Annotated in this window: 26 protein-coding genes, 1 other RNA gene and 1 pseudogene; 15 read left to right on the top strand and 13 right to left on the bottom strand. The window is 56.7% G+C overall.

Annotated features, from left to right (window positions below; translation table 11 throughout):
- Window positions 1-20: 20 nt before the first annotated feature.
- The 5 genes from ACZ5EH_RS03910 to miaB form a co-directional block, all read right to left on the bottom strand.
- The gene (locus ACZ5EH_RS03910) at window positions 21-2,201 is read right to left on the bottom strand and encodes a PAS domain-containing hybrid sensor histidine kinase/response regulator (protein WP_464276826.1); all 2,181 of its coding nucleotides are present in this window, start codon (window positions 2,199-2,201) and stop codon (window positions 21-23) included.
- On the bottom strand, window positions 2,201-2,587 hold the full coding sequence (locus tag ACZ5EH_RS03905; RefSeq protein ID WP_464276825.1) for a DUF1987 domain-containing protein: 387 nt from the start codon (window positions 2,585-2,587) through the stop codon (window positions 2,201-2,203). Before ACZ5EH_RS03905 ends, ACZ5EH_RS03910 begins: the two co-directional genes overlap by 1 nt.
- Window positions 2,588-2,919: 332 nt before the next feature.
- Window positions 2,920-3,570, bottom strand: a complete 651-nt coding sequence (locus tag ACZ5EH_RS03900; RefSeq protein WP_464276824.1) for a histidinol phosphate phosphatase domain-containing protein — start codon at window positions 3,568-3,570, stop codon at window positions 2,920-2,922.
- Between the two features lie 7 nt (window positions 3,571-3,577).
- A complete protein-coding gene (locus ACZ5EH_RS03895) occupies window positions 3,578-4,072 on the bottom strand; it encodes a bifunctional nuclease family protein (RefSeq protein WP_464276823.1) in 495 nt (164 codons plus the stop codon).
- Window positions 4,066-5,490, bottom strand: a complete 1,425-nt coding sequence (miaB, locus tag ACZ5EH_RS03890; RefSeq protein ID WP_464276822.1) for a tRNA (N6-isopentenyl adenosine(37)-C2)-methylthiotransferase MiaB — start codon at window positions 5,488-5,490, stop codon at window positions 4,066-4,068. Before miaB ends, ACZ5EH_RS03895 begins: the two co-directional genes overlap by 7 nt.
- A gap of 349 nt (window positions 5,491-5,839) precedes the next feature.
- Here miaB and ACZ5EH_RS03885 point away from each other — a divergent pair, with 349 nt between their 5' ends.
- The 4 genes from ACZ5EH_RS03885 (at window position 5,840) to ACZ5EH_RS03870 (ending at window position 8,840) form a co-directional block, all read left to right on the top strand.
- On the top strand, window positions 5,840-6,877 hold the full coding sequence (locus ACZ5EH_RS03885) for an ABC transporter ATP-binding protein (RefSeq protein ID WP_464276821.1): 1,038 nt from the start codon (window positions 5,840-5,842) through the stop codon (window positions 6,875-6,877).
- A 122-nt stretch (window positions 6,878-6,999) separates the two neighbouring features.
- Window positions 7,000-7,497: a hypothetical protein gene (locus ACZ5EH_RS03880; RefSeq protein WP_464276820.1), complete on the top strand. Its 498-nt coding sequence runs from the start codon at window positions 7,000-7,002 to the stop codon at window positions 7,495-7,497.
- 7 nt (window positions 7,498-7,504) lie between these two features.
- A complete protein-coding gene (locus ACZ5EH_RS03875; RefSeq protein WP_464276819.1) occupies window positions 7,505-8,008 on the top strand; it encodes an acyl-CoA thioesterase in 504 nt (167 codons plus the stop codon).
- Window positions 8,009-8,195: 187 nt separating this feature from the next.
- Entirely contained in the window at window positions 8,196-8,840 is a 645-nt protein-coding gene (locus tag ACZ5EH_RS03870) for a YIP1 family protein (protein WP_464276818.1), read from the top strand.
- Window positions 8,841-8,924: 84 nt separating this feature from the next.
- Here the strand turns inward: ACZ5EH_RS03870 and ACZ5EH_RS03865 are convergent, their stop codons facing one another.
- On the bottom strand, window positions 8,925-9,824 hold the full coding sequence (locus tag ACZ5EH_RS03865) for a Tim44 domain-containing protein (protein ID WP_464276817.1): 900 nt from the start codon (window positions 9,822-9,824) through the stop codon (window positions 8,925-8,927).
- Window positions 9,825-9,838: 14 nt separating this feature from the next.
- Entirely contained in the window at window positions 9,839-10,237 is a 399-nt protein-coding gene (locus ACZ5EH_RS03860; RefSeq protein WP_464276816.1) for a response regulator, read from the bottom strand.
- Between the two features lie 169 nt (window positions 10,238-10,406).
- On the opposite strand from ACZ5EH_RS03860, the gene ACZ5EH_RS03855 reads away from it, so the two are divergent.
- Entirely contained in the window at window positions 10,407-10,982 is a 576-nt protein-coding gene (locus ACZ5EH_RS03855; protein ID WP_464276815.1) for a hypothetical protein, read from the top strand.
- 90 nt (window positions 10,983-11,072) lie between these two features.
- Here the strand turns inward: ACZ5EH_RS03855 and ACZ5EH_RS03850 are convergent, their stop codons facing one another.
- The gene (locus tag ACZ5EH_RS03850; protein WP_464276814.1) at window positions 11,073-11,306 is read right to left on the bottom strand and encodes a hypothetical protein; all 234 of its coding nucleotides are present in this window, start codon (window positions 11,304-11,306) and stop codon (window positions 11,073-11,075) included.
- Between the two features lie 305 nt (window positions 11,307-11,611).
- Here ACZ5EH_RS03850 and ffs point away from each other — a divergent pair.
- An RNA gene (gene ffs, locus ACZ5EH_RS03845) (signal recognition particle sRNA small type) lies at window positions 11,612-11,705 on the top strand.
- A gap of 65 nt (window positions 11,706-11,770) precedes the next feature.
- On the opposite strand, the gene ACZ5EH_RS03840 is transcribed toward ffs, so the two are convergent.
- From ACZ5EH_RS03840 to ACZ5EH_RS03825, 4 genes are all read right to left on the bottom strand, one after another.
- Complete coding sequence (locus ACZ5EH_RS03840) at window positions 11,771-11,962, bottom strand: YgaP family membrane protein (RefSeq protein WP_464276813.1); 192 nt, start codon at window positions 11,960-11,962, stop codon at window positions 11,771-11,773.
- Window positions 11,963-12,053: 91 nt separating this feature from the next.
- Window positions 12,054-12,419 (bottom strand): CGGC domain-containing protein, encoded by a 366-nt coding sequence (locus ACZ5EH_RS03835; protein ID WP_464276812.1) that lies wholly within the window; start codon window positions 12,417-12,419, stop codon window positions 12,054-12,056.
- Window positions 12,420-12,639: 220 nt separating this feature from the next.
- Window positions 12,640-15,309 (bottom strand): multiheme c-type cytochrome, encoded by a 2,670-nt coding sequence (locus tag ACZ5EH_RS03830; RefSeq protein WP_464276811.1) that lies wholly within the window; start codon window positions 15,307-15,309, stop codon window positions 12,640-12,642.
- 1 nt (window position 15,310) lies between these two features.
- The gene (locus ACZ5EH_RS03825; protein ID WP_464276810.1) at window positions 15,311-16,426 is read right to left on the bottom strand and encodes a hypothetical protein; all 1,116 of its coding nucleotides are present in this window, start codon (window positions 16,424-16,426) and stop codon (window positions 15,311-15,313) included.
- Between the two features lie 260 nt (window positions 16,427-16,686).
- Here ACZ5EH_RS03825 and ACZ5EH_RS03820 point away from each other — a divergent pair, with 260 nt between their 5' ends.
- The 9 genes from ACZ5EH_RS03820 to ACZ5EH_RS03780 all read left to right on the top strand — a co-directional run bounded on the left by ACZ5EH_RS03820 (window position 16,687) and on the right by ACZ5EH_RS03780 (window position 25,124).
- Window positions 16,687-17,151, top strand: a complete 465-nt coding sequence (locus ACZ5EH_RS03820; RefSeq protein WP_464276809.1) for a hypothetical protein — start codon at window positions 16,687-16,689, stop codon at window positions 17,149-17,151.
- Between the two features lie 174 nt (window positions 17,152-17,325).
- Window positions 17,326-18,135 (top strand): type III pantothenate kinase, encoded by an 810-nt coding sequence (locus ACZ5EH_RS03815; RefSeq protein ID WP_464276808.1) that lies wholly within the window; start codon window positions 17,326-17,328, stop codon window positions 18,133-18,135.
- Between the two features lie 144 nt (window positions 18,136-18,279).
- Window positions 18,280-19,575: a phosphopyruvate hydratase gene (eno, locus tag ACZ5EH_RS03810; RefSeq protein ID WP_464276807.1), complete on the top strand. Its 1,296-nt coding sequence runs from the start codon at window positions 18,280-18,282 to the stop codon at window positions 19,573-19,575.
- Between the two features lie 311 nt (window positions 19,576-19,886).
- Entirely contained in the window at window positions 19,887-20,753 is an 867-nt protein-coding gene (gene folD / locus ACZ5EH_RS03805) for a bifunctional methylenetetrahydrofolate dehydrogenase/methenyltetrahydrofolate cyclohydrolase FolD (protein WP_464276806.1), read from the top strand.
- A gap of 31 nt (window positions 20,754-20,784) precedes the next feature.
- Window positions 20,785-21,981 carry an acyltransferase family protein gene (locus tag ACZ5EH_RS03800; RefSeq protein WP_464276805.1) on the top strand — a complete coding sequence of 399 codons (1,197 nt, stop codon included), beginning with the start codon at window positions 20,785-20,787 and terminating at the stop codon, window positions 21,979-21,981.
- A gap of 9 nt (window positions 21,982-21,990) precedes the next feature.
- Window positions 21,991-22,962: an ornithine cyclodeaminase family protein gene (locus tag ACZ5EH_RS03795; protein WP_464276804.1), complete on the top strand. Its 972-nt coding sequence runs from the start codon at window positions 21,991-21,993 to the stop codon at window positions 22,960-22,962.
- 91 nt (window positions 22,963-23,053) lie between these two features.
- Window positions 23,054-24,124 carry a glycosyltransferase family protein gene (locus ACZ5EH_RS03790; RefSeq protein ID WP_464276803.1) on the top strand — a complete coding sequence of 357 codons (1,071 nt, stop codon included), beginning with the start codon at window positions 23,054-23,056 and terminating at the stop codon, window positions 24,122-24,124.
- Between the two features lie 148 nt (window positions 24,125-24,272).
- The gene (locus tag ACZ5EH_RS03785; RefSeq protein WP_464276802.1) at window positions 24,273-24,602 is read left to right on the top strand and encodes a hypothetical protein; all 330 of its coding nucleotides are present in this window, start codon (window positions 24,273-24,275) and stop codon (window positions 24,600-24,602) included.
- 144 nt (window positions 24,603-24,746) lie between these two features.
- Window positions 24,747-25,124, top strand: coding sequence for a hypothetical protein (locus tag ACZ5EH_RS03780; RefSeq protein WP_464276801.1), 378 nt, complete (start codon window positions 24,747-24,749; stop codon window positions 25,122-25,124).
- Window positions 25,125-25,186: 62 nt separating this feature from the next.
- Here ACZ5EH_RS03780 and ACZ5EH_RS03775 read toward each other — a convergent pair.
- Window positions 25,187-26,443: pseudogene (locus ACZ5EH_RS03775) on the bottom strand (MFS transporter).
- Window positions 26,444-26,567: the final 124 nt, after the last annotated feature.

Here is a 26,567-nt window from a genome sequence, read left to right as displayed (position 1 = left end):
GTGGGAAATCAGTCGCCCTTTCAGGCGTCCATCTGCTGCCCCAAGCTCTGCATGTCTTTGAGCAATTTGTCCCAAATGTTTGAGACGACTTCTGCGTCCTCTGATTTGGCGGCGTGCTCCAGCGCGCTGGCCCGTGATGAAAAACACAGAGCCCCAATGCTTGCAGCCACGGTACGCATGGTATGGGCTGCCCGGGCAAGACTGTTCATGTCCTTATCGGCAACGGCCTTGGTCGCAATCTGGAGTTCTTGTTGCAATTCTTTGAAGGCCGTGGGCAAGAGCATGGCGAACTCGTCTTCCAGAAGTCCCTGTTTTTCACGGGCACTTTGGGCATCCAGCACGGGAAGGTTGTCGGCATCCGGCAGCGGACAAATGCCGTTGCGCTCGGACGTGGCCTCTATGATAACCCGCGCCATTTCGGCGCGCTTGAGGGGTTTGCTCAGATAGCCATCCATGCCGGCGTTCAGACATTGCTGCCGCACTTCTTCAAAAGCGTGGGCCGTCATGGCTACAATGGGGACTTGGGGGTTGCGCACGCCGTGCTCACCAGCACGGATGCTGCGCGCCACGTCAATACCATTGATATCAGGCATTTCCACATCCATCATCACCAGCTCGATATTACTGATGCGGGACAGTATATCCAGAGCCCTGCGGCCATTTTCCGCCTCGAGCACCGTGTGGCCGAGACTTTCCAGGTTGAGGCGCGTGACCATGCGGTTGGCGGCGCTGTCCTCCACCATGAGCACCCGCAAGGGGGACTGGTAGGGCACCTCCGGCATGACGGTTTCCCGTGTTGGGCGTGCATCGGCTGCATCGAAACAGGCGCTGAAAGTGAATTCGCTCCCCTGATTCTTTTTGCTGGTAACCCAGATTTTGCCGCCCATGAGTTCAACCAGTTCGCGACAAATGGACAACCCCAGCCCCGTGCCCCCGTATTCGCGGAAAATGGAATCACCGGACTGGGTAAAATCCAGAAAAATGGTTTCGATGTCTTTGGGGTCGATACCGATGCCGGTGTCTTTGACAGTGAAGAGCAACTGATGCCCTGTAGATTCCTTGTCCCGCAACGTATCCAGGGATACATCCACCACGCCGCTGTGAGTGAATTTTATGGCGTTGGAAAGCAGATTGTTGATCACCTGGCGCAACCGGACGGAGTCTCCCTTTACAATAGTCGGGGAATCAGGAGCAATGTGCAGGGTGAGGCTGATGTTCTTGTTTGCCGCCGCTGGCTGCATGGTGCGCATGCACGCCTGCAAGAGTTCGGGCAGGTTGAAATTTACCTTTTCCAGCGTGATGTTGCGGCTTTCCAGCTTGGCGAAGTCGAGAATATCGTTGATAATTTGTAAAAGATGCTCGCCGGATTCATGGATCATGTCAAGATAATCGCGTTGCTGCTGCGGCAATTCGTTGCGGAGCATTATCTCGGCCAAGCCGAGGATGGCGTTCATGGGCGTGCGGATTTCATGGCTCATTTTGGCGAGAAAGCGGCTCTTGGCCATGCTGGCCGCTTCCGCTGCCTGGCGTTCGCTTTCCGCCTGCTCCACGCGCAAGCGCTCGGTAATGTCTGTGAGCAACCCTTCACAATACGCCACGTTATTCATGCGATCAAAAATCGCCCTGGCGGAAATGGAACAGACTATGGGCTCGCCGTCCTTACGGCGCAGGGCTATGCGTTTCCCGCTCAGTGACCCCTGAACGTTGAGTTGCTTCTTGAGTTCCTCGCACAGTGCAGGGTCAACAAAAGCATTGTAGAAATTGAGCGGGTCGCGGAAAAATTCTGCTGTGTTTTCATAGCCCAGAATATGGGCAAAGGCGGTGTTCGCCTCGGTGACTTCGCCAGAGGCAGTGCTGCGGAAAATGCCTTCTACGGCGTTGTCGAAGATGTCGCGATATTTTTGTTGGGAGGATTCCAGCGCCACGGAAAGCTTCTGGGAATACTCCTCGAGCTGGGCGTTTTTGAACTGAATTTCTTCGTTGGCCTCGTTCACGCGTTCATTGAGCGTGTTGAGGTCCTTCTGCATCATGTCACTGATGTTAACCAGGCTTTTGCTCTGCCTGTAGAGCTTGCCGTATTCGCGCGCAAGGGTCTTGAACCCCTCCAGCAGTGCTGCCGCATCTTCTGGGGGTGTTTGGAGCAGCTTCTCGGCATTGGCCAGTGTCTGCTCTTCGTGATGGAAAAGATTGCCGTTTTTCATCACGCTTGTGCGATCTCCACAAAATTGAATTCCAGATTTGCAATATCCTCAGCAAACTCCTCCCCACACTCTTGCAGAGTGAAGTTGCCTTCCTGATATATCCATTGAACAGTTACGGCAACGCCCTGTTCGGCTGCAGCATCGAGCATGTCCAGCAGGTTGAGAATTATCTTGGAACTGGAGCTGTTGATATATGTGAGCTTTAGCCTGAGGGTGAGCGAAACCCCTGGTTCCGCGAGATAACGTTCAATCCACTCAAACACTGGAGCGTAAAATTTGGCGGCGTTTTCAGGATATGACTCGCCACTGATCTCGAATTCCCGGGTCACGGGATCAAAGCGGACACAGGGGGAGTCTTTGGTGGCTTCTATGGACAGTGCTTCCATTCTTGTCTCCCGACGCAAAAACGCCGGTTTGGCGTGATCATCAAGTTGCTATATGCGCAAAACACAAAGCCAGATACAGCCCCCTTGCAGGCGCAACCTACCTGCCTTTATGGGGAGTAGCAAGGGGGGGGGGAGTAAGATTTTTGTTGTGATGTTGAAAGAATGCAACAGGAAATGCGTGTATTGTATACTTGCCAGGAAGCGGATGAAGGGCCTGGCCTGTTACAAGTACTGCATTTGGCCTGTTTTCCGCCGCATTGATCGTACCGCGCCCTGTTTTATTGGAGAGGGCGCGGCTGCTGGGCTATTGAGCCAACAATGAAGCAATGCGTTTATCCTCGCAGCATTTTTTCCACCAGCTTGCGGGAGTTGTGCTCGGCAAGCTGGTATTCCTCTTCGCTAAGCGATGCCCCCAAAGCAACATTGCGGCGCAGTTCCGCGCTGACGAAATCGCCCGTGTGGGCGTCGTTATTGACCACAAGGGAATACCCGAATTCACGGGAAAGGGCGGCCACGTGTCCGTTACTCAGGCTGTGTCCTTTGCGGGTGGTTATCTCCACGTGCACGCCTTTTTCCGCGGCCAGGGCCGCGTCTTCCTTGCGCAGCAGGCCAGGGTGGGCCAGAACGTCAGCGCCCCCTTGTATGGCGGCAAGGTTGGTGCCGTCTTCCACGGGCTCCACCAGGGTCTGGCCATGGACCACCACGAGTTGTGCGCCCCTGTCCCTGACTTCGGTGATGAGGTCTGGAATCAGTGCGGGGGGCACATGGGTGATTTCCACGCCGGCAAAGAGTTCGATACCGGCAAAAGGGCCAGCAGCTTTCACAAAGCGCAGGATGTTATCCAGCACCAGGGCGTAGTTGCTGTGGTCGGCGTGGTCCGTAAAGCAAAGCGCCTTGTAACCGGCAACACGGGCGCGTCTGGCTGTTTCAGCGGGGATCAAGGCGCCGTCGCTGAATGTTGTATGCACGTGCAGATCGATCATGTCTCGCCTACATCTTGTATTTGGTGTCGTCCACGTTCAGCTTGTCCAGAAGCTCGTTCCACTGCTTGGCGTCATCGGTCTGCAGCACGGCCTTGGGCTGTGGCTTGCCTTCGGCGTCCGCCGCAATGAGCACGCCTTCGTCCACGGCGATGGGGGCCTCGGCCCGCAATGCCAGGGCAATACCATCAGAAGGGCGGCAGTCTATGCGCTTGCGCTGTCCTTTCTGGTCCACTTCGACCTCTGCGTAGTACGTGCCTTCCTTGAGGGAAACCACGTTCACCGACACGATTTTGCCTTCCAGCGCGTTGATGGCCGAGAGCAGCAGATCATGCGTCATGGGGCGGGGCAATTTCACCCCGTTCAGGGCCAGAGATATGGCCATGGCCTCCATTGCGCCGATCCAGATGGGCAGCACGGCCTTTTCATCGTTATCCTTGAGAACAAGCACAGGGACCTGGGAATCTTCGTCCAGGGCCAATCCGAATACTTTCATTTCTACCATGGCTCACCTGTCGCTTTCCCATAAAGGGAGTGTTTCTTCGCTTCCGTAATGGAAGCTGTTATGAGCATGCCTGGTTCCAGGCGTTTAAAGAGTGACAGTTCCTGTCCATGGGGGGCGGTGACATTCACCACACGGTTGTAAGTGTCGCGCCCCTTCCAACTTTCCACAGGGGTTTCCCAGTCAGGGTGGCCGGAGGGCATCTTGCTTGGCCCTTCGAGCAACACCTCCAGTTCGTCTCCCACGGCTGCAGCCAGATCGGCTTCGGAAAATTCCCGCTGCAGCGCCTGCAATATCTCCAGTCGCTCTGCGGCTACCTCGCGGGGCACCTTGGGCGACATTTTTTCGCTACGTACACCAGGGCGATCTGAATATATGAACGAAAAGCTCGACTCGTAGCCCACCTGGTGCATGGCTTCGAGGGTTTTTTGGAAGTCCTCCTCGCTTTCTCCCGGAAAGCCCACAAGCAGGTCCGTGGACAACTTTATTTCCGGGCGCGCTGCGCGCAGTTCCCGAACGATACCAAGATAGCGCTCCATGTCATACTTGCGTCCCATGGCGGCAAGTATCTTGTCCGAGCCTGATTGCAACGGCAAATGCAGCTGCGGGCAAAGGTTCTCCAGGTCTGCAAAGGCCTTGATGACTTCCTGGCTCAAGTCCTTTGGGTGCGAGGTGGTGAACCGTACCCGGCGGATGCCATCCACGGCGGCCACTTGTCGCAGCAGGGCGGCAAAGCTCGTGGCGTCGCCTCTACGCTTTGCGCTGGAATCGAGCCCGTAGCTGTTGACGTTCTGCCCCAGCAGGGTCACTTCGCGCACGCCCCGTTCGGCCAGGCTTCTGCATTCATCCAGAATCGCCTGGGGGCTGCGGGATTTCTGCCGCCCCCTGACATAGGGGACGATGCAGTATGCGCAAAAGTTGTCACAGCCTTGCATGATGTTGACAAAGGCGCGGCCGCCGGAAAAACGCGCTGGCGCTCCCTCGTCGGGTGCATGCTCTCCCTGTTCAAGGTGCAACGGGCGCTCCACAGGCTCTTCGCTGAAGTCCAGCAGGCTGATGCGCATGTTCGGCTCGTGGATCAGCCGCTCAATGGCCTGAGGCGCCATGGCCAGGGAGTCGCCCCCGAATACCAGACGTACGAAATCGAAACGCGCGCCAAACCCGTTGCCGATTTGCTGCGCAACGCAGCCGCCAACGGCTACAAAGGCGCCGGGCGTACGCCGGACGAACTTCCGCCAACGTCCAAGGAGGCTGTAGACCTTTTGCTCGGGCTTATCCCGTACGCTGCAGGTTATGACAATGAGCGCTTGCGCCTCTTCCGGAGGGGCCTTACGCAGCCCGCGGGCCAGAAGCGCACGTTCCAACCATTCGGCTTCATTCATGTTCATCTGGCAGCCAAAGGCCAGAATATGAAACGTCATCTAACTGCGCCCTCCAATGCTGTGGAGGGAGATTGCCAGTTCTATTTTGAAATGTAGCATGCTGCTGTATTGCCTTCAAGCGGGTGTAGTGGAGCGGATATGTTTCCACGTGGATGTCCTGGATGCACTCACCATGTGCGCAACGAGCCGGACTGAAAAGAATATCGGCACGCACCGGGGTAAAGTCAAGGGCTGACGCCTCTCTGCACCCCATTGCAGGCGCATGCAAAAAGATGAAAAAGCAGGAAAACTTTTTTGATTTGGAGCCGTGTCATGCTACATCCGATTACGGCCGCGGGCTTTGGGTTTCCTCTCGACAGCCGCATATTCCATGGGCTAGACAAGAGCCATGACCGCACAGTCAATCGCTCCCGATTTGCAATCAGAAAATCCCCACGGCCAACAGCATGAAGATGCTGCAGACGTTTTTTTGCGTTTTGAGAACGTAAGCCGCCATTTTCAGGTAAGGGGGCGCTCCTTTGAGGCGCCTATGGTGCTCAAGGCCGTGGATCAGGTCAGCCTTGATGTGCGCAAGGGCGAAACCATGGGGCTGGTCGGCGAAAGCGGTTGCGGCAAAAGCACCATGGCCCGGATGGCCGCCAGATTACTGCCCCCCACGGAAGGGCGCATCCTCATAGAAGGCAAGTCCATTTGGAAAAAGGACTCTGCCATGCGCACCATGCTGCCGCGCAAGGTGCAGATGATTTTTCAGGACCCGTTTTCTTCATTGAATCCCAGACAGAAGGTGGGCAGCGCCATTGGCGAGGGGTTGCGCATCCACAAAACGGGCAGCGCCAAGGAGCGCAAGGCGCGTGTGGAGCAGTTGCTCGACTGGGTTGGGCTATCCGCGGATTACGCAGGGCGCTACCCCCATGAGTTTTCCGGCGGGCAGCGGCAACGTCTGGCCATTGCCCGCGCTTTGGCCCTGGACCCGGACTTGGTTATTTGCGATGAAGCCGTCTCCGCCCTGGATGTCTCCATTCAGGCCCAGGTGCTGAATTTGCTGGTAGGTCTCCAGGAACGTCTGGACCTCACGTATTTTTTCATTTCTCATGATCTGAGCGTGGTCAGCCATATTGCGGACCGCGTAGCCGTCATGTATCTGGGGCGCCTGGTGGAGCTGGCTGCAAGCACCGAGCTTTACGAGCACCCTGCCCACCCGTATACACAGGCGCTGCTCAAGGCCATTCCCCGGCCGGACCCGAAACACCGTGGTCATGGTGAAAAGTTGGAGGGGGACATTCCCTCGCCTGTTGATACGCCGGCCGGATGCCCTTTTCACCCCCGTTGTCCGGAGGCGATGCAGGTCTGTTCGGAGCGCAAGCCCGAGTGGCTGGAGATCGCTCCTGGCCACTGGACCGCCTGTTTTCTGCACGGAGGAGCCTGATCCGTCCCCCTGGAGGCTCACTGCACCCTTGACGCACGTCTTTTGGATGCGCATGTTAGCAGTGCGTGTCGCGGTGCAACATTCATTGCGCCACAGCGCAAAATCCACCACAAGGAGCCGTTATGCTACAGTCTTTCAAGGAAGCCGTGGCCGATATCTGCGAAATTATGCAATTTGAAAACTGGCTGCGCTTCTATTTTATTCAAGAAAAGAACGATGAACTTTTCATTGAAGTCCCTGAAAAGGCCATGGAGCACTTTCAGGAAAAATACCCCAATCTTGCGCCCTTGGCCGAGAAAATGAATCATGAAGTCATTACCTACGAAAAGTCGGTAAATACTGTCTGCGAGTATGTAGTCACCTCGCTTGATGGCAAGAAATACAAATCCGGACTGGTCCCCAGTGCTTTGGACAGCCCGGATTTTCAGAATGAAATGTACCTGTTTCAGGTGTGGGCGCAGTCCCATGAGTCGCAACTGGAAAAAGCGCCCATGGAATTTGCCACTTGGCAGAAGCTCTATCATGAGTGGAAGCAGACTGATCATGTGCAGAAGCTGATAAAGCAGGCGGATACCGACGCCCAGCGCGCGGCCAAGTGTTCCACCAAAACAGTGCAGTGAGGCAACCATGACCGAGGTCAACGACCTGCAAGCGCGGTCTGTGAGCGAGACCCGGGTGGAGCTGCCGCAGTTGATGCTGCCCCAGGACACCAACCCGGCCGGCCACATCCACGGCGGTGTCATACTCAAATATATTGATACCGCCGCAGCCATTGTGGCCATGCGACATTCCCGCTGCAACGCCGTGACTGCGGCCATTGACCGCATGGATTTTATCAAGCCCGTTTTTGTCGGAGAGCTGGTGCATTTCAAGGCCAGCTTGAACTGGGTCGGCAAGTCATCCATGGAAGTGGGCGTCAGTGTGGAGGGAGAAAATCTCTTCACTGGCGAGTTCAGGCATTGCGCTTCCGCTTACGTGACGTTCGTGGCCTTGGACGGTAACGGCCGGCCGCGTTCGGTACCCCCGCTGCTGTTGGAAACCGAGGAAGACAGAAGGCGCAACGGCGAAGCCGCCATGCGCCAGGAAATGCGTACCCAGCAGAAGTTGAAGATGGAGATGAACCGCAGTTGAGGCGGCTTTCATACGAATATATGAGCGCTCTTCCCCCGGGGAGGGCGCTTTTTTTTGTTGTTGTGGCAAGCGCCATTCGGGAGGTACTTGAAAGGGGACACGAATTGGGCAAGGATGCACCCACAATTGCAGGTGGAGCGATCTTTCGCGCCCTCCCTATAACGGTCTACGCAATAAGGAGCTGCCCATGGCCAGCCAGTTTCAGGAAATCAAGGACACGGCGGTTCAAATTATTTTTCAGCCCACGGCGTTCTTTAGCAGCATGGAGAAGGACGGCGGCTTTGGCCAGCCAGTGCTTTTTGTCGCGGTCATGGGGGTGGCCACGGCCCTGGTGTCCATTGCGCTGAGCCTGTTGGGGTTGGGGCTGCAGGGGTTTGGCGTCTCCTTTGGCGGCATCATTCTTTTCCCCATTTTTATGGTGATCGCCACATTCATTATGAGCGGCATAGTGTTTCTTATCTGGAAGCTCATGGGCTCACGCGAGAATTTTCAGACAGCGTTTCGCTGCTATGCCTATCTTGCCGCCATCACCCCCCTGACTACGGCGCTCAACGCCATCCCGGTGGTGGGTTCCCTTCTGGGGCTTGCCTGGCTCCTTTGGCTCATCGTCATCGCCTCGGTGCAGGTGCATGGGATTTCACCAAAAAAGGCATGGATAGTGTTTGGCATACTGACGTTTCTTTTCGCCCTTGTCAGCCTGCGCTTGCAATCAAGGGCAGATGACCTGGAACAACGGCTGCATGACTACGGGCAGCAAAGTGAAACCGTGGCTCCGGCTCAGGAAACAACTGCTGCGCTGGGGCATTTGCCTTTACAGAGGGCGGATACATAAAAAAGACGCCCCGCATTTTGGGGGCGTCTTGGATGGTTTTTAGCAATCTGGGGTAGCGCGTTGCCAACGCTGGTGAGGAGCGCGTTACTTCTGGCGCTGCATGAAGCTGATGCGCCAGGTGGCGTCCTGGACCGCAATTTCCTTCTCAAATCGCCATATTTCCCGAACTTCCTGTGGCGGGCCGGATTCGCCGGGGAACTGGATCAACGAGGAGAACACAACCGAGGCCACGGCGCGGCCGTTCAGGATGCGCGCATCCTGTATGCCGGCTTCCACGAACATCACCTGGGGTTCCGGCATGGGGCCGGAAATCTGTTGTCGCAGGTGCTCCATGAATTCGGGCGTGGTGAAATAGCGTATATCGTCCCAGTCCGCCTGCGCCATGGACTCGTGCATACGGGCGTATACAACCTTTGCCCCTTGTAGCAGATCATCCGTATCAAAGCCGGCCTCCTTGGAGGAAGGCGTTTGCGGCAGGTCCTTTGCAAGGTTCTGAATGTCCTGCTCCGGCACATCGGGCGGCGGTGTCGGCGGTGCCGGTCTGGAAGGGCGGCGGGGCGGTTTGGAGCTCAAGTGGTCCCACATCTGCTCGCCACGCTGATAGGCACGGCTGTTGCGCCCCGGACCAGGAACGTCATCCACGGGGGGCTGTCCTGAATTGCCATTGGATTGGGCGTGGTAGTCCTTGTTGGCGTTCTCCCGACTGCTGCGGCTGCTCACGTAAAGGTAGCCGACAATGGCGGCCAGCAGGCCCAAAAAGGCTATGTCGCCAACGGTGAGTCCCGTGAAGTGGCGGTCAGAGAACAGGGATTGTATGAGGCCGCCCCCTTGTTGCTCCTGGGAATCTGCCTGTTGCTGTTGTTTTTGCTGGGTTAACCGTTCCCAAGGGGTGACAGGCTCCTGGGCAGCCATGCATGGCGCTGCGGCGATGCAAAGCAAAGCCAGCAGCAATCCGGCGAGTACGACAGTGCGGAATATGGGCATACGTTCAATGTGCGTCAGCTGATGAGTCCCAGATTGCGCAGCAGGTGGATAAACAATTGACGATCGATGGGCTTGGGGATGTAAGATGTTGCTCCCCCTTTATAGTAGGCTTCAACCACGTTTTTTGGATCATCCAGGGCGGTGGTCATGACGACCTTGGCCTCGCCAGTGCCCCGAACATTATGTTCCTTTTCTATGCCCCTGATTTTTTTCAGGGCTTCCTGACCGTCCATTTCGGGCATCATGATGTCCATGCAAATCAGGTCATAAGGCTGTCCTGCATCGAGAGCAGCCTTGAAGGCATCCACGGCTTCTTTGCCGTTGACCGCGATGTCACATTCCCCATGTGGGCTGAGGATGGTCTGCATCAGCTTGCGGCTGGTAAAGTCGTCCTCCACGATCAAAACCTTCATGGATACCTCCTGAAAAAGGGCGTGGACAGAGAATAAAGAGCCTTCGTTGCCCTTGTGCTACCAATGTTATACAAAAAAATGGCCGATGGGAATAGTGTGTAACGTCTTTGCGGTTTAATTCAAACCTGCCGCGAACTCCCAATGCCGATGATTTTGAGATACCTTAATAATGACTGCAAATCCCTTATTATCTTTTTTACGTCGCAAAAAGACTTCTGCGGAAGAAGAAAGCGTTGCCATAGCCCGCCTGGAATCGCAACTGGCAGTGTGCGGCTGGTGCATTGGCTGCGCCTGCGGTGTGCTGCGAGGGGTGTACGGGCCGAAAGGAGAGCATGACCTGGGTATATTGCTCTGGGCTGTCTCTGGACTGTTGCTTGTGGCCATTGCCAGCGGTTTGGGGTGCGGCCTTGGATATGGTCTTGCACGCCTTGTGCGCAGACCACGGAGCGAAGAGCAGGAGGAGGTTTTTACCAGCCGGACATCGCAGCCCAAAGAGAGCCAGATGCAAAGCCTCGGCGGCAACGGGGGGCACCAGGAAGCAGAGCTGGTGAGCAGTCTGGGGCTCGGGTCTGCAGTGGGGAGCTTTCTCGGAGCTGTGACCATGCTCGTTGCCGGCGCATGGGCCAATGCACTTTACGGGGCGGCCATAGGAGCTTTTCTGGTAAGCTTGGCTATAACGCCCTATGGCGACCTGGTGCGTATCGTATTACATATGATGGTGCGTGACAGGCAAAACAAACAGTAATAAAACCCCAATAAATGAGGCGGGGTATCTGGACATCGCAGTTGAAAGGGCATAATTATAAAAAAAGTGTTACGCTTATTTTAGCTATATTCAGGAGGCGCCACCATGTGTAAAGACTGCGGTTGTGGACCGAAGAAAGAGAGCAAGTTCGAGAAGTTCGCTAAAAATCATGCCCATGAGCACGAGCACCACCATGAGCATGAGCATTCCCATGACGGGCAAGTGCACAGCCATGAGCATGTGCATTCTCATAGCCACGAGCATGAACATGAGCACGACCACGATCATCCCCATGCGCATGACCATGCCCACGATCATGACCATGCACATTCGCATGAACACAATCACGACCACAAACACTAACATTTGGAGTCATGGTAAAGGGCGGACGGGGTGCGTCTGTCCAGGCAAATGATTTCCGACCTGAAGATGACTGTTGCCCCTGGCAACAGTCATTTTGTTTTTGTCCCCTTGTCTTGAAAGAATACAGGGGGATGCGTTGTCGGTCCCTGGTTGTTGAATTCTGGTAGGGAAAAGGCTTGACCTTCGCACCTCTTGATGCCAATAATTCCTGTTTCCCGCCGTAACCCGCCAAGACGCAAGATGTGTCCGTTAGGGTGACCAATGCGGCGGGGAGCCGGGCGGCAAATTCGCTGTCAACCCCGTCAGGTCCGAAAGGAAGCAGCGGTAGCAGTTGGGTTTGGGTGTCCGGCTCCCATAAGGGCCCAGGGCGTTATGCTCTGGGCCCTTACCATTTCATTCTCCAGAAAGCCCACCGTCGTGCCTGCTCAGCAGCTTTTAACACCCATTTTGCGCAGCAGCGCCATCAGGGGGCACCAGTTGCTGAACGCGCTCTGGAACAGGTTCAGCCCTACAAAGGCTGTAAACAGCAGCCACCAGGGAGAATGCGCATAGGCCAGGAACACGCTCAGCAGTACGAAGAATCCCGCCACGCCTCGAAGTATGCGATCAACTGTCATGATAGGCCTCCATCGTTCGCTAGGGAGTTTCGCTTGCCGGCTGTCTGCCTGTGATGGTCTGTATTCAGGCTAGCGGGCGCAGGACCACCTGTCAGGCAAAGATGTCAGAAGGCACAAACGGATGGGTGCCCTCTATGACCCGTATGCCGGCCTTGGCATTTATTTTTGCCATGATGCTGTCTTTATACGGGCACTGTTCGGCAATGCAAGGCGCAATGTGAATCACTGTCGGTTTTTCCTGCATGGGAGCGTTCCACAACTTCACCTGGGCCAGACGGGTCACTATGGCCGGTCCCGGACACCCGCCGCATCCCAAAAGCCCGATTATTTCCGCGTCGGTGTCTTCATAAATTTCAAAAACACCCTGCCGCCGGTTGAAGGCGACCATGCATCGGGAGCAACCGACACAAACGTCGTCCATGGTGTTCTTGCATCCGACAATAAGAATCTTCTCCATGATTTTGGCTCCTTGCCTCGTCTGATGTGAAATAAGATTTGGATAATATTTTATAGGGAAATAGTCTGCGTTGCAATCCCATGGTGCGTGAATCTTGGAAAACAGGATGGAGGAGTGGCGTGAGGTCAGCGGGAGCCATGCGCCCCCCGCGTAGCAAAAAAACGGCCGGACGCAGAGAGCGCCCGGCCGTTGTGCTTTATGGTGTAACTGTTGCGTCTTTTTATGGCGCTGTGGAGGGGTGGTGCGGGAACATGCCCATATCCATGGTGTGGCAGGGCTGACAGTTCTGGTCCGCGCCGATGGCCCTGTTCATGCCCATATAGCGCATGGGCTGCAGTGCATCGCGGTTTTCGCCATAGGGGTTGGTTGCCGGATACACGGCATGGGGGCTGTTGTGGCAGGCCGTGCACATCATGGCGCCCTGGTAATCGTGGCGCATGCGGAAAAGGTTTTCTTTTCCGGGCTCGGTCCACAGGTTGAATGCGCTATAGTTCTGGACTTCGCCCCCTGCGCCATCCAGCACGTGGCAGCTCAGGCAGTCGGGCTGCTGCACCCAGGCCTTTCTCGGAGCTATTTCCTCCACGCTTTCCACGGCTTCAGGCGTGAGTCCTTTCATGACCTCGCTGGCGTGTTGTCTGCCGGATTCGAGTTCGGCCTTGAGCAGCGCCAGGGAGTGGTCGGTCATGGAGCCGTGGCAGTCGGTGCAGGAAAGCATCATGTCGTTATGCAGATCGCGGAGCATGCGGGTGGCGCCCTCCGGGGAGGAGGCGTGGCATGCGTTACAGGCATCTGCGCCGGCGCCCTGCAAATAGGGGGCGTGGAAACCATGGATGGCGGCGGAGAGCCCGATTCTTTTGTTGTCGCCCTTTTTCAGCTTCATTCCTGCGTCGGGGTGGCAGCTTTGGCAGGCTTCCGGCTTGCCTGAAAGCGCAACCCGCTTCAGTTTGGTGCCGGAGCGCTTGTCGTGCATGGCCAGAATGTCGAGAGCCGTTGTGTCATCTATGCCCATGATTGGGGGGGTGTCCGTGCCGGAGGGCATGCGCCATTCGCCCCCGTGACAGTTCTTGCAGCCCATTTCCGTGGATGCCGGGGCAACAGTGCGCGTTTGGGCCAGAACGTTACCGTCCTTGTCACGGGCTTCTATGGTCACCAGCGGGTAGGGCATGGCATTGCCGGCAGCGTCATAGGGGGAAACAGGCACCATTTCCGCTGTCCAGGCTTGCTGCTCTGCATCGGGCTGCATTTCGCCCTCCACACCTGCGCCGGTGAGTCCGACATTGTCCTTGGCCTTGATGTCGAATGTCTTGCGCGAGTATTCCCAGAGTCGCAAATGTTTTGCAGGCTGTTGGTACCCTTCCTCCAGGGAATAGTGCAGGGTTACGTCTTCGGTTATCAGCGTCGGCAGGGGGCCGCGTTCAAGCAACTGGGCGTAGATGGTGTTGCCGGCCGGCATCAGCGAGAAGTACCGCGAGGCATCGGAAAAGAGATGCATCCCCGTGGTGTTCCAGGCCAGCAGCAGGTATTGGTCGTTGGCATCGTCATAGGGCAGGGGCTCGACTTCGAGTTGCGGCAAATCTGCAGCCACGGCCTGCGGCTGGTTGCCGTTAAGCCCTTCCACCACATAAGCGGCCAAGGCCGCGCGTTCGTCTGCATTGCCCACAAAGGGCGGCATGTACGGGCTGCGGAGCCCCTGACCGCGGAGCTGCGCTTCCATGCCGAACTGGGTGTACTTGGCCGTCCGCGGTATGATGTTCAGCATAGGGCCGCCAATGCTGTGGCAATTGGCGCATTGGATGCGGAAGATATCTTCCCCCACCTCCAGGCGGTTTTCATCTGTGATTTCCTTGTGCCGGACCCATTTGGCCTTGGAAAGAAACCCGTTTTCGCCCAGTTCGGGAACGTCTGCAGTATGGATTGAGTTCGAATACATGTACTCCCAGATCAGATAGGGGCGGCGGCCTGCTTCCCGAATGTATTCAAAAGCCCCCAGCTGGATAAAGGCAAGGATCAGAAGCAGCCAGGCCAAAGGGCGTCTGTTGGACTGAGGCGTGAGAAACGCCATGGCCAGAGCGCCCAGAAATACCAGCGGCGTTGCAACCAGGAAAGCGCTGAGCATCGGCGGAATTTCCTGGGACTTGTTCATGATCATGTCCATTTGCGCAGGCGGCATGGCCATCAGGTACCAGGCGCCGGAAAGCAGCACGAGGAGGAACGGCCCCGCCACCCACCAGGTGGAAAAGCGGATCATGCGTTCGCGGGCGTTTTCATCGGGAATGCGGATGGCTGTGAAATACGCCAATACCCCGGCCAGCAGGGCACAGAGCATGGTGCGGAAAACCAGCGATGGCCAGAAGGAAGGGTTGAAGAAACCGTCCCAGAAGCCCTTTGTTTGCGCCCATTCCCCAGGGGTGAGCATGAAGCCGATGATGCCGTTGATCATGAACAGGGAGAGCCAGGCAAAGATGAAATACAGCCAGCCGACTATCTGGTGTTCTCGGGGGCGCATTTTGCCGAATGTATAATAGTAGACAAGCAGCGCTACGATTTCACCGATAAAAAAGACCCACTCCGTAGCCCATCCAAAAACAAAAATGTTGATAAGCGCGCTGGTGGCCGCGGGGCTGGCAACGCCGATGACGAACCATATCCCCACACCCGTAAGGCCGCCTGCCACTAGCGTGAGCAAAAGAAAGAAGCGGGTGTGCCGCTTCACATACGCCAGGATATGTTCTTTGGCGTCCGAGTTGTCTTTCAGGCCCACACGTTCAGCAAAGACCAGGAAAAGACCGCCGCCAATGGCGAAGTGCGCAATGAAAACGTGAATGGTTGCGATGACTGCAACCGCCAGGGCCGCGCTCAAACTGGGAATCCACCATACGGGATATTCCATCTCAGCCCTCCAGAGTCTTTTGGTCAGTGTTCGGGGTTCTGCCCGCGATAAGAGCCTGCTTCAATATCCAGTAGATGGCTGCCAACCCTATGGCGAGAGAGACGAGGAACAGTGTCAGCGCAGAATATTGCGGCATGACCGGAGCTTCCTGGGCATTGTAGTAAGGGGCCAGGTAGCCGATGCGCACGAACGCCCGGATAATGGACATGAACAAAACGAGGACGCCCAGGCTGGCCACTGTGGGCCAGAGCATCCGGCGAATGCCCAGGTAGATGGTCAACACCACAAAGCCGAGGCCAACTACCATCAAACCGGTGTTGATGGCGTCTCCGCCCAGAAAGCTGTTCATCACGCGTTCCGGCAACGTCATAAGAAAGATGGGGCCTACGATTATTTGCAGCAGCGTGGTGCGCGTGAACCAGCGCATGCCGAATTCAATGCGGCGGGTAGCTACCTCTTCCGTCATTTTACCGCGTTTCATCTGTATGCGGGACATTGCCGCAGTGAACAGGCCGCCCACTGCCAGGGCTGCGACGACCATGTGCAGGTAGCGCGGAAAAAGCGAAGGTTCACTCCAGTTGAGCATGGTGCCCCCTGGGGAATCGAAATATTTCACCCAGCGTTCGGGTGCCAGCATCAGGGTCATGTTGTTGGTCAGGACAAACGCCACGATCAACAAGAGTACGGAGCACGCCCCTAACAGGATGATGCGCGCATGACCCATGGCTTCATATTTGAAGTTGAACGCATACAATCCGTAGTAGGCCAGGATGATAATGGCGACGATACCGAGCCATGACCAGGCCATGAGCACCGAACTGGTGTAGAGAAACTGTCCGTAAAGAACCTGGATGAAAAGTAACGGCGCTACTCCAAGGTTTACAGCCAGGGCCAAGGACATGGTCAGTTTGGGCGATAGTTCCTTGCCTGTGCCGGCCAATCCCCGGGCGTATTCTCCTTTGCCCTTGGCTTCTGCCACCATGGCGACGATGCTCCCCCCGAGAACAACGTTCATCAGCAACATGTGCAGGGTGAATGTCACCACGAGCAGTATTTGCAGAACGATGGCCTGAATGGGCATCGGGTAGCCCTGGGGTATGAGTGCGCTTGGATCCATATGGATTCTCCCCTTTTTTTGGGTCGTACGAGTTTGTCCTCTATAGCCTGTGCAGGAACACAAGACAAGGGTCTTAGAATATGCCGCTTTTAGCATAACGCCCCGCTATGCCCAATTATTATTTCTCCAAGAGGGATTTCCCCATTTTATCCCCGAGACGTACCTTTGCAACAGGCATTGTATTCTGGTTCGATGGAAAACTGAAACTAGTGGTATTTATTCAATGCTGGTTAAATAGTCTAAAAATAAAGGAGATGGAAATGAAAAAGAAAACAATGCTTCTGGTGACGGCAATGGTGCTTGTCATGGCTGGTATGTTATGGGCTGCGAATTCGCAGCATATCAAGGTGGATGTCACGAGGTATTTGTGGGATCATCCGCGGTATAACATTGCGTATGTAGATGTTGAACATGGTGTAAAGACGGATGCTCATTCAGGACGCTCCTACACAGTAGAAACAAAGATGGGTGAAGCCATCTGCTATTTTCGCGGCATTGAGAAATCAAAGCAGGGCAACACCGCCATTGCTGAGAACAGGGACGGCTGCCGTTTGAAGCTGGAGTTCACGGCGGATGAATCTGCCGTAACGGTGAGCAAGGCAGGTGGCAATTGCATGATCTGTGGTGAGGGGATGAACCTGGAAGGGACTTATAACCGCTATAAGACATACGAGCGGGAACTGGAGGCCTGGCCTGCGCCATCTCCCACCACAAAAATGGATTGATCATGAAAAACGGCCGGTTCTGCCGGCCGTTTTACATTACGCTTATGAAAGTAATGGAATCGACGCCGTTACCTTGTAGCCATGCCTGGAGAAATCTGTTAGCGCCTGATGAGTGCTCCTGATTTTGAAAGGAGCGCATATTGTTGTGCAGTGCACTTTCAGGAGGTCCGACCCATGGCTCGATGCACGCTTCTTTGCGACATCGGCAACACCAACGTAAAGCTCGGCTTGTCCATTGCAGGGCAAGGACTGACGCAGACGTTCAACCTGCCCACCAACCCGGCGGAAACAGCGGATTCCCTGGGATTGTCTCTGACCGGTCTGTGCAGACAGGCAGGCGTGGAAGTCGACGACGTGGATGCCTGCGTCGCCTGTTCTGTTGCGCCTTTTCTGGATCCATTGCTGCGGAGCGCGTGCCGCCGTTTTTTTGCGTGCGATGTCTTGTTCGTGCAGCGCGAATTGCCCGTCCCCCTGGAAAATCGTTATGAGCGTCCTACCGAGGTCGGTGCGGACAGACTGGTCACGGCTTTTGCCGCCAGACGTTTGGCGGCGCCTGAGGCGGAGGCCTTGATAAGTATTGACTTCGGCACGGCAACCACTTTTGACTGTGTGTTCCGAGAGGCGTATCTAGGGGGGTTGATCTGCCCTGGCGTGCTGTCTTCGGCATCGTCCCTGTTTTCCCGCACGGCCAAGCTGCCTCAGATCCGTTTGGAGATCGAATCCGAAACCTTGCAGATTGGCAAAAGCACGAGCCAGAGCTTGAACCAGGGTTTGATATTCGGATTTGCCGCACTGGCCGAGGGGCTTTGTTGCCGGCTGAAGGACGTACTTGTCATGCAGTGGGGCGCCAAAGGGGAGATCCCCATAGTGGCCACTGGCGGTCTGGCCAGCACCATCGCCGGTATCTGCGGCTGTTTCGATGTGGTACACCCTGAGCTCTTGATGGAAGGGCTCCGGCTTTTATATGAAGGTAGAAATGACTAGTGTCGCGTCCTCAAAAAAAGTTTATGGATGCAGCACTGGGCGGGCACTGCCCGCTCCTACATCACACTAGACCCGCCCTTGTGCCGTGCGGCGCCGGGGCGAAGTTCACGACGACAAGAAACATTAGCTTGAAGGAGTGGTCGCATGAGTACAATCGTATCCGTATGGGCACGGGAAATTCTGGATTCTCGAGGCAACCCCACTGTTGAAGTAGAAGTGACCCTGGAATCCGGCATCATTGGACGCGCGGCTGTGCCTTCGGGCGCCTCCACCGGCACGCGGGAAGCACTGGAACTGCGCGATGGCGACAAAGGACGCTATGGCGGCAAAGGCGTGCTCAAGGCTCTTGAGAACATTCAGGGTGACATTGCCGAAGCCGTGGTGGGCATGAACGCCCTGCGCCAGGTTGCTCTGGACAATCTGCTGGTGGAACTGGATGGCACAGAGAACAAGTCTCGCCTGGGCGCCAACGCCATGCTGGGCGTTTCCATGGCCACTGCACGCGCCGCGGCCGAACACCTGGGCCTGCCCCTGTATCAGTATCTGGGCGGCGTCAACGGCAAGATTCTGCCTGTGCCGATGATGAACATCCTGAATGGCGGCCAGCATGCTCCCAACAACCTGGACATTCAGGAATTCATGATCATGCCCCTTTCCGCCGACACGTTTGGCGAAGCGCTGCGCATGGGCGCCGAAATCTTCCATACCCTGAAGTCCATTCTGGCCAAAGACAAGCACATCACCAGCGTTGGCGACGAGGGTGGCTTTGCCCCGAACCTGAAAGACCACCACGAGGCCTTCACCTACATCATGAAGGCAATCAAGGAAGCCGGCTATCAGCCTGGGCGCGACATCGCCCTGGGCATCGACGCCGCTGCCTCCGAGTTCTACAAGGACGGCAAATACGTGCTTGCAGGCGAGAACAAGAAGCTCTCCGCCGAAGAAATGAGCGACTATCTTGGCAAGTTCACCGAGGAATTTCCCCTGGTCTCCATTGAGGACGGCCTGGCGGAAGGCGACTGGGACGGCTGGGCGCACCTCACCGACGCCATGGGCGACCGCATTCAGCTGGTAGGCGACGACATCTTTGTCACCAACCCTGAACTTCTGGTGCGCGGCATCGATGAGCAGGTGGCAAACTCCATCCTGATCAAGCTGAACCAGATCGGCACCGTCACCGAGACCCTGGACACCATCCAGATGGCCAAGGAAGCCGCCTACACCACGGTTATCTCCCACCGCTCCGGCGAGACTGAAGACACCTTCATCGCCGACCTGGCAGTTGGCCTGAACGCCGGGCAGATCAAGACCGGCTCCCTCTGCCGCAGCGATCGGCTGGCCAAGTACAACCAGCTGCTGCGCATCGAAGAGGACCTGGAAGAAGATGGCATCTTCTTTGGCCCCTACATGGCTGCGCAGTTCGGTTTTGACGAAGAATAGAACCTAGCTTTACCCGATGGCACAAAAGGGGCGAACCTGTATTCAGGGGCGCCCCTTTTTTTGTGCTCCAGCCAAGAAGGTGCTGTAACCTGGAGGATATGAAAGAGAATACGCGATTATTTTTCTGACTGCTTATAGTATCATTTTGATTTCAAGTTGTTGATATTGTACGTTGACAGCCGCCCCAAAAGTGGGGAAGTGTGAGCACAACACTGGGCTGATGCCTGAATTCAGTAACCTCACACGATATCTCAAAACGGCGGGGCGCCCCGCACTGGACGCCTCTTTGCTGTTGTTATGAAGGAGCCACTATGATCCTGCTTGATGGCAAAGCCACATCCCTGGCCATCCGCGCGGAACTGCGCGAGACTGTACCAGCCTTGCAACAACAGGCAGGGCGCGCCCCTGGACTGGCCGTGATTATTGTAGGCGAAGACCCGGCTTCCCAGATTTACGTACGCAACAAGGAAAAGGCCTGCGCCGACGCCGGTATCCGCTCCGAGACCCATCGCCTGCCTGCAGAGGCAAGGGGCACGGCCGTCAACAACCTCATTTTTGAACTCAACGAACGCGAAGACGTGGACGGCATTCTGCTGCAGCTGCCCCTGCCGCGGAACCTGGACTCCACCGCGTGCCTGGCCTGCATCGCCCCTGACAAGGATGTGGATGGCTTTCACCCTGTGAACATGGGGCGCCTTGCGCTTGGGCTGCCCGGGTACAAGCCCTGCACGCCCGCAGGTGTCATGGAGCTGTTGAAGCGCTATGAATTGAAGACCCAGGGCAAGACCGCCGTGGTGGTGGGGCGCAGCAACATTGTGGGCCGCCCGTTGTCCCTGCTGCTTGGCATGCGCGGTGAATACGGCGACGCCACAGTGACCCTCTGCCACACCAGGACTCCGGACATGGCCAAGTTCACCCGCGAGGCGGATTTTGTGTTTGCCGCGGCAGGCGTGCCAGGATGCATTACGGCGGACATGATAAAAGAAGGCGCCGTGGTGGTGGATGTGGGCATCAACCGCACCGAGCAAGGATTGCGGGGCGACTGTGATTTCGAAGGCATCAGCAAGAAGGCTTCCGCCATGACGCCTGTGCCGGGTGGTGTAGGCCCCATGACCATTGCCCAACTGCTGCTGAATACAATGCGTGCCTTCAAGGTGCACACCGGGGTGACGGTGTAACACTTCGCTGCAGAAGCAGGAGGGGGTGAGAATGACAACCAGCGCGCCATCCGTCGGACGCAGGCACGATGCGGACTGGTTGCGCATCATTGCCATTCTGACGGTGTTCGGCTTCCATTGCTGCATGTTCTTCACTCCCGTGGACTGGCACATGAAGAACAATGAGACCAGTATGCCGCTGTTTCTTGTGGTCGTCTTCCTGGACGCCTGGATAATGCCGCTCTTCTTTCTGCTTTCGGGGCTGGCGTCGTATTTCGCCCTTGCCAGGCGCACGCCCGGGCAATATCTGGCGGAGCGCTGCCAACGGTTGCTGCTCCCGATCTACACCGTAGGCATTGTGCTCCTGGTGCCCCAATACTTCTGGGAGCTGCAGACCCATGGGCATGGTGTCTCCTCGTTCTGGAGCGCCATCCCCGAATACCTGGCGACGCTGAGCCTGAATCCGGCCAGCCCCTTTTTTCTGGCGTTCTGGTCCGGGCACCTCTGGTTTCTCAGGTTTTTGTTCACCATCTCTGTTGTGGCGCTGCCTGTTTTGCTGTTGCTCCGGCGCCCCTTTGGGGAGCGGCTGGGGTCAGGCTTGTGCAGCTTCTGCGGCAAGAAGCGCGGGCTTCTGCTGTTCCTGGCGCTGTTCGCCCTGTCGGCTGGACTGCTGCAGCCGCATCCCGGCAGGCATTCCTGGAGCAGCATGTTTTTCTACCTGCTTTTTTTTCTGCTGGGTGCGTTGTTTGCCGGTAACGAAAGCTCTAGCGAATCCTTGGTGCGGCGCAGGTGGCAACTTTTTGCCGCGGGCTGTGTGAGCTATCTGGTTCTGCTTTGGGGGCTTTTCAGCGGCGTGATTTCTCCGCTCAATCCGGACGCCACCCCGCTGGGCAAGTTTGTGGGGCACACGCTGTTGATGGCCAACCGCTCCTTCTGGGTGCTGACCATCTGTGGATTCGCCGCACGGCATCTGCGGCGGCGGGCGCCGGCGGCGGAGCTGAGCACGGCCGTGCTGCCCTTTTATATCCTGCATCAGACCGTCATCCTTCTGGTGGGCTCCTGGATCATTCCATTGCCCTGGCCCATTGCAGCCAAGTACACGTCGATTTTCGTGCTGGCCCTTACACTCACGATCGGGGCATATCTCTTCCTTGTCCGCCCCTGGACGTTTGTGCGGCTGCTGTTCGGCATGAAATCGGCCAGGAAACCCGCGCCGGCGGTTACGCTCGCTTCCGAAAGCATCGTCTGAGGAGACACAGTGCGTACATTGAACATACTCGACAACGAGACCATCGCCCGCAATACCGACTGGCCTTTGGTTGTGGACGCCCTGCGCAAAGGGCATGAGTTGCCTCCCGCCGTTGTGGGGGATACCTTGCTCCAGGCGCCTTCCAATATACCCGAAGGCGCAAAGTTGCTGGTCCGTTCGGCCTGGATACAGGGCCTTGGCCCTGGTGTGAAAGCCGTCACCGTTTGCCCAGGAAATCCTGCCCGGGAAACCCCCTTGCCTTCCGTGCAAGGGTGGGTGCTGCTGTTCGATGCCGAAGACGGCTCGCCAACGGCCCTTTTGGATGGTGTGGCCATCACCCGTTGGAAAACCGCGGGCGATTCGGCCCTTGGCTCGCAACTGCTTTCCAGGGAGGATGCCGACACCCTGCTCATGGTAGGGGCGGGCGCACAGGCCGAACCGCTGATCCGTGCGCACTTGAGCGTGCGTCCCGCTTTGAAAAGGGTGCTGCTGTGGAACAGAACGCCCCAGCGTGCCCAGGCACTGGCGGCGCGGCTCCATGATCTCGCCCCCGATGTCATAAGCGATGTCCAGTGCACGGATTCCCTGGAGGAGGCCGTGCCCCAGGCCAGCATCATCTGTACAGCCACAATGAGTGATACCCCCATCATTCAAGGGGCGCTGCTTGCGCCAGGCACGCATCTGGACCTGGTGGGCGCTTATACCCCGGACATGCGCGAAGCAGATGACCAGGCATTACAAAGGGGGCGCATTTTCGTGGATAGCTACGACACCACCCTTGAACATATAGGCGAATTGAAAGACCCCTTGCAGCGCGGCGTTATTAAGCGCGAATCAGTGCTGGGTGATTTTCATACCCTTGTTTCCGGAGTTGCGGGCAGGCAATCGCCTGACGACATTACAGTGTTCAAGAATGGCGGCGGCGCTCACCTGGATGTGATGGTCGCCAAGGCTATTGCGGACGCATGCCATACTGCCTGAGGAGAGTGCAGAGGCGCGCTGAGGCGTTGTTCGCGCATTGCCATGGCGCATCTTTCGCCATGGACACAAAATAAGGAACAACTGGCAACGTATGCAAATAGTTCTGCTCGAGACGGATGTTCTGGCCCCATGGTTTCGCAGGTTGGGGCATGACGTGCTGTCCATCGTCTGGAAGCGGAACAGAAGCTCTGACGCGACCACCTTCAGGGCCAACACGCCTCTGTATTATCGCGATCTTCTCATTATTTTTGAGCGTTACGGCGTAACGCCGGACCTGGTGCTGTGGCAGGACGTGGGCAACGTGCCACGTGTGTGGGGTTTGGAAGCTTTGGAGTGCCCCACAATGGGGTATTTCATCGATACCTTTTGCAACCCCTGGCATATTCCCTACTCTGCATGCTTTGATTATGTGCTGGCCGCGCAGCGCAACACCTTGCCGTTTTTCGAGCAGGACGGTCTGCCGCGCCCTGCCGTGTGGGCCCCTTTGTTCTGCAATCCGGATAAGGACTACCACCAGGAAGAGACACGCGATATTCCGGTCTGTTTTGTGGGCTCGCTGCATCCAAAACAAAATCCGGCGCGCTACAAGTTCCTCACCGCATTTCAGAAGTTCTGCCCCATTATCATTAAGCAGGGCGATTACCGCCCCTTGTTTGCCAGGAGCAGAATCGTCTTGAACCAGAGTGTGGCGGGGGAAGTCAATTATCGCGCTTTCGAGGCGGCAGCCTGCGGCGCTGCCGTGCTCAACGAAGACATCGATAACGGTCTTTTTGAGCTGTTTGCTCCCGGGGAGACTATTATCACCCCGTATCCAAGGGGCGATGCCGCGGCTGCGGCCCGCATCGCCAAAGCCGCCCTTGAAAATCCCCAGGAGCTTAAGCGCATAGCCAGGGCAGGGGAGCGCCTGGTGCTGGAAGAACACAGTGCGCCGGCGCGCTGCCGCCAGATTTTGGAAATGTGCGAAACGGTGGCGGAAGCACCAAAAAAACGGCTGCAAAATCTGACGCCTTTACAAACGCTCATGGAGCGCGCCTGTCAGTTCATCAGCGGTGAGACAGACACCATTCTTGCGGCAGAGCATATTGCGCATTTTACAATGCTTGCTGAAAAGTATGCAGCACGCTGGAACAAGATGTCTTCGCTTTCGCAACAGAAATCCTGACACCTTCTTGTGGTCATCTTCCGCTTCCTGCGGTGAATCTTCGGGTATCCTTGCTTCATTACCTTTTCATGCTGCCTGAGACGTGCCAAAAGTATAGGCATGGTCGGTAATCTTCTTTCCATAGTCATAGTTTGTGCAAGGAGTTCTCATGCGGGTAGCTGATTTGAGGAAAAAACACAGAATTTCTGGTATGATTTTGGTCATCTTTCTTGCAGTGCAGGTGCTGACGGGCATGGTCATCTCTGGCGCGCATCTGTTTGGGGGAGACCATGAGCACACCGCCAAGGTGGAGCTCAAAGCCGGGGAACATGGGCCAGGCATATCCGTGGCCGCATCGAACGGTGATGATGAAAACGTCATCGGCGCTTTACATCACGGAGGCGGGGCGCTCGGTGATGTCTACAGACTGGCGCTGGGAGTGCTTGTGCTTTGGCAAGGCGTCACCGGCGTGATGATCTATTCAAAGATGAAGCGCTAAGCATTTTTTCCCACACAGAGCCGGGTTCACGCTGTAAGAACGCGAAACTCTGGCTCATGTAGCAGGATACTCTCACCACTCTTTTTTTATCAGGGTGGATAAGAAAGCGGGAAAAACTCTCGCAAGATACGAAAAGGAGCATCAATGACGACTCAATTGTCTTTCAGCAAGGAAGAACAGGACCTGCGCGGCGATTTCAGGGAAATGCTGGACCAGGTGGAATCCACACAGGACGTGAAGAAGTTCTTCTACCAGACCGTGCGCGAACTTTTGGACCGCGTCACGGCCAAGGAACTGGATGCACGGTATGAAGAGATTTCCCTTGATTTCGACAAGGGGGAAGGGTGGATACTGGCCGATGACCTGCGCCAGCGCGGCGGACTGGATACCCTCATCCAGCAGTCTGACCTGAACAACATTCTGGACCGGTTTGCTGAAAAGGCCTGGAACAAGTATCAGTATATGTCCAAGAATCCGGAGAAGACGGAAAAGAAAATGTGGAAGCGCCCCAGCGAAAGATAAGCGGGGCTTGGAATTGGATAGTGGGGCCGGGGGTGTAGCATCTCCGGCCTCTTTTATTTGGGCTACTCCCGGCTCTGCCCGGTGCGGAGCAGCAGGCTGAGAATGATGGCGGTTGCCGTGAGCACAGCCGCCAACATATAACTGCTGGAGAAATCGCCTGAAAAATCGGCGAGCCACCCCGCGATGGTGGGGCCTGCCACCTGCCCCATGGCGAAAAAGAACGTCACAAAAGCGAAGCCGTTCGCAGTGCGCGCGGGGCCGAGTCTGTCGGCCACAGTGGCGGAAACCACGGTGGGGATGCTTCAGACCGCGATGCCGTAAAGCACTACGGAGGCGTACAATGGCGCACCGGCAACGTGCATGCCGGCCAGAACATAGGCCGCAGTCTGCACGGCAAAAGTGGCTATGAGTCCGGTTTTGCGGCCGAATGCGTCGGATATTTTGCCGAAAAGCGCCCCGGATATGAGACTGAAAAGACCCACAAAGGCCCAGAAGCGGCCGGCCAGATGCTCCGGAAAGCCGTGCCCCTCTATAAGTGTGGTCACGAAAAATGTGCCGTAGATAATGTACGTGAAACCGAACAGGGAGTAGATGCAGCCCAGATGAATGAGAAAACGGCGGTCGGCTTTCTCGTCCACATGGGCAGGAGGCCTTGGCGTCGTCACTTTTGGCGTGCGCTTGCCCAGCATCTCCAGGCCCATGTCTTCGGGCGCGTTGCGTAAGAGCAGTGCCGCCACAGCGCAGATGCAGGCGCAGGCAATGCCCAGAAAAAGCCACCCCATGCGCCAGCCGTTGTCACTGAACGCATCCACCACCAAGGGGATGAAGAAGCCCGAGAGCACAATGCCCGTGCCGTTGCCGGCCAGCATAAGCCCTGTGGCCATGCCCCGTACGGAAGGGGCGAACCACCTGGCTGCCAGCGCCATCATCAAGATATTTGCCGCGCCAGACCCTATGCCGGTGGCGGTGTAGCAGGCCAGTGCCGCAACGTAGCTGCCGGAGTACCCCAACAGAATCATGGTGGCGGCAATGCATCCCAGCCCCATGACAATGGCCATGCGATAGCCGAACCGACGTCCCAAAGCGGGGGCCACCCCCACCATGGCCAGGTAGCCTATGAAATAGCCCGTGCCCACGTAGCCGCGCTGGGCGTAGGTCAGGTCCAGCGCCTGGGCCATGGGCGGCAGCAGCACGCCAAAGGAGAAACGCGCCAGCCCCAGGCAGGTCAGCAACACCAGATAGCCGGCAAAGACCACCACCCACCCGTAGTGGAAGGGCAGCCGGTTCAGGGCAGGGGGAGCGTCGCTGGGTAAAGCCATGCAGACTCCAGGCGCGAACGTTTAGTAAGTATGGTCAGTGGCGTAAGGCAAAGGAAAGGCGGGGCCATTTCCTCAGAATGGGACCTATGTACGCGGGGATAGGGCGAAAGGCAAATGAGGGAGA

The organism is Desulfovibrio biadhensis (assembly GCF_055388615.1).
This window is presented reverse-complemented; position numbering and strand designations above follow the sequence as displayed.

Bases quoted from the DNA above. Each gene is read 5' to 3' on its own strand.
- ACZ5EH_RS03885 (WP_464276821.1), top strand. From the start codon at position 5,840: ATGACCGCACAGTCAATCGCTCCCGATTTGCAATCAGAAAATCCCCAC.
- ACZ5EH_RS03835 (WP_464276812.1), bottom strand. From the start codon at position 12,419: ATGGAGAAGATTCTTATTGTCGGATGCAAGAACACCATGGACGACGTT.
- folD (WP_464276806.1), top strand. From the start codon at position 19,887: ATGATCCTGCTTGATGGCAAAGCCACATCCCTGGCCATCCGCGCGGAA.
- ACZ5EH_RS03830 (WP_464276811.1), bottom strand. From the start codon at position 15,309: ATGGAATATCCCGTATGGTGGATTCCCAGTTTGAGCGCGGCCCTGGCG.
- ACZ5EH_RS03895 (WP_464276823.1), bottom strand. From the start codon at position 4,072: ATGGTAGAAATGAAAGTATTCGGATTGGCCCTGGACGAAGATTCCCAG.
- ACZ5EH_RS03800 (WP_464276805.1), top strand. From the start codon at position 20,785: ATGACAACCAGCGCGCCATCCGTCGGACGCAGGCACGATGCGGACTGG.
- ACZ5EH_RS03840 (WP_464276813.1), bottom strand. From the start codon at position 11,962: ATGACAGTTGATCGCATACTTCGAGGCGTGGCGGGATTCTTCGTACTG.
- ACZ5EH_RS03860 (WP_464276816.1), bottom strand. From the start codon at position 10,237: ATGAAGGTTTTGATCGTGGAGGACGACTTTACCAGCCGCAAGCTGATG.
- ACZ5EH_RS03875 (WP_464276819.1), top strand. From the start codon at position 7,505: ATGACCGAGGTCAACGACCTGCAAGCGCGGTCTGTGAGCGAGACCCGG.
- ACZ5EH_RS03825 (WP_464276810.1), bottom strand. From the start codon at position 16,426: ATGGATCCAAGCGCACTCATACCCCAGGGCTACCCGATGCCCATTCAG.
- ACZ5EH_RS03815 (WP_464276808.1), top strand. From the start codon at position 17,326: ATGGCTCGATGCACGCTTCTTTGCGACATCGGCAACACCAACGTAAAG.
- ACZ5EH_RS03780 (WP_464276801.1), top strand. From the start codon at position 24,747: ATGACGACTCAATTGTCTTTCAGCAAGGAAGAACAGGACCTGCGCGGC.
- ACZ5EH_RS03850 (WP_464276814.1), bottom strand. From the start codon at position 11,306: ATGGTCATGATCGTGGGCATGGTCATGCGCATGGGGATGATCGTGGTC.
- ACZ5EH_RS03855 (WP_464276815.1), top strand. From the start codon at position 10,407: ATGACTGCAAATCCCTTATTATCTTTTTTACGTCGCAAAAAGACTTCT.
- ACZ5EH_RS03880 (WP_464276820.1), top strand. From the start codon at position 7,000: ATGCTACAGTCTTTCAAGGAAGCCGTGGCCGATATCTGCGAAATTATG.
- ACZ5EH_RS03820 (WP_464276809.1), top strand. From the start codon at position 16,687: ATGAAAAAGAAAACAATGCTTCTGGTGACGGCAATGGTGCTTGTCATG.
- eno (WP_464276807.1), top strand. From the start codon at position 18,280: ATGAGTACAATCGTATCCGTATGGGCACGGGAAATTCTGGATTCTCGA.
- ACZ5EH_RS03905 (WP_464276825.1), bottom strand. From the start codon at position 2,587: ATGGAAGCACTGTCCATAGAAGCCACCAAAGACTCCCCCTGTGTCCGC.
- ACZ5EH_RS03790 (WP_464276803.1), top strand. From the start codon at position 23,054: ATGCAAATAGTTCTGCTCGAGACGGATGTTCTGGCCCCATGGTTTCGC.
- ACZ5EH_RS03910 (WP_464276826.1), bottom strand. From the start codon at position 2,201: ATGAAAAACGGCAATCTTTTCCATCACGAAGAGCAGACACTGGCCAAT.
- ACZ5EH_RS03900 (WP_464276824.1), bottom strand. From the start codon at position 3,570: ATGATCGATCTGCACGTGCATACAACATTCAGCGACGGCGCCTTGATC.
- ACZ5EH_RS03865 (WP_464276817.1), bottom strand. From the start codon at position 9,824: ATGCCCATATTCCGCACTGTCGTACTCGCCGGATTGCTGCTGGCTTTG.
- ACZ5EH_RS03785 (WP_464276802.1), top strand. From the start codon at position 24,273: ATGCGGGTAGCTGATTTGAGGAAAAAACACAGAATTTCTGGTATGATT.
- miaB (WP_464276822.1), bottom strand. From the start codon at position 5,490: ATGACGTTTCATATTCTGGCCTTTGGCTGCCAGATGAACATGAATGAA.
- ACZ5EH_RS03870 (WP_464276818.1), top strand. From the start codon at position 8,196: ATGGCCAGCCAGTTTCAGGAAATCAAGGACACGGCGGTTCAAATTATT.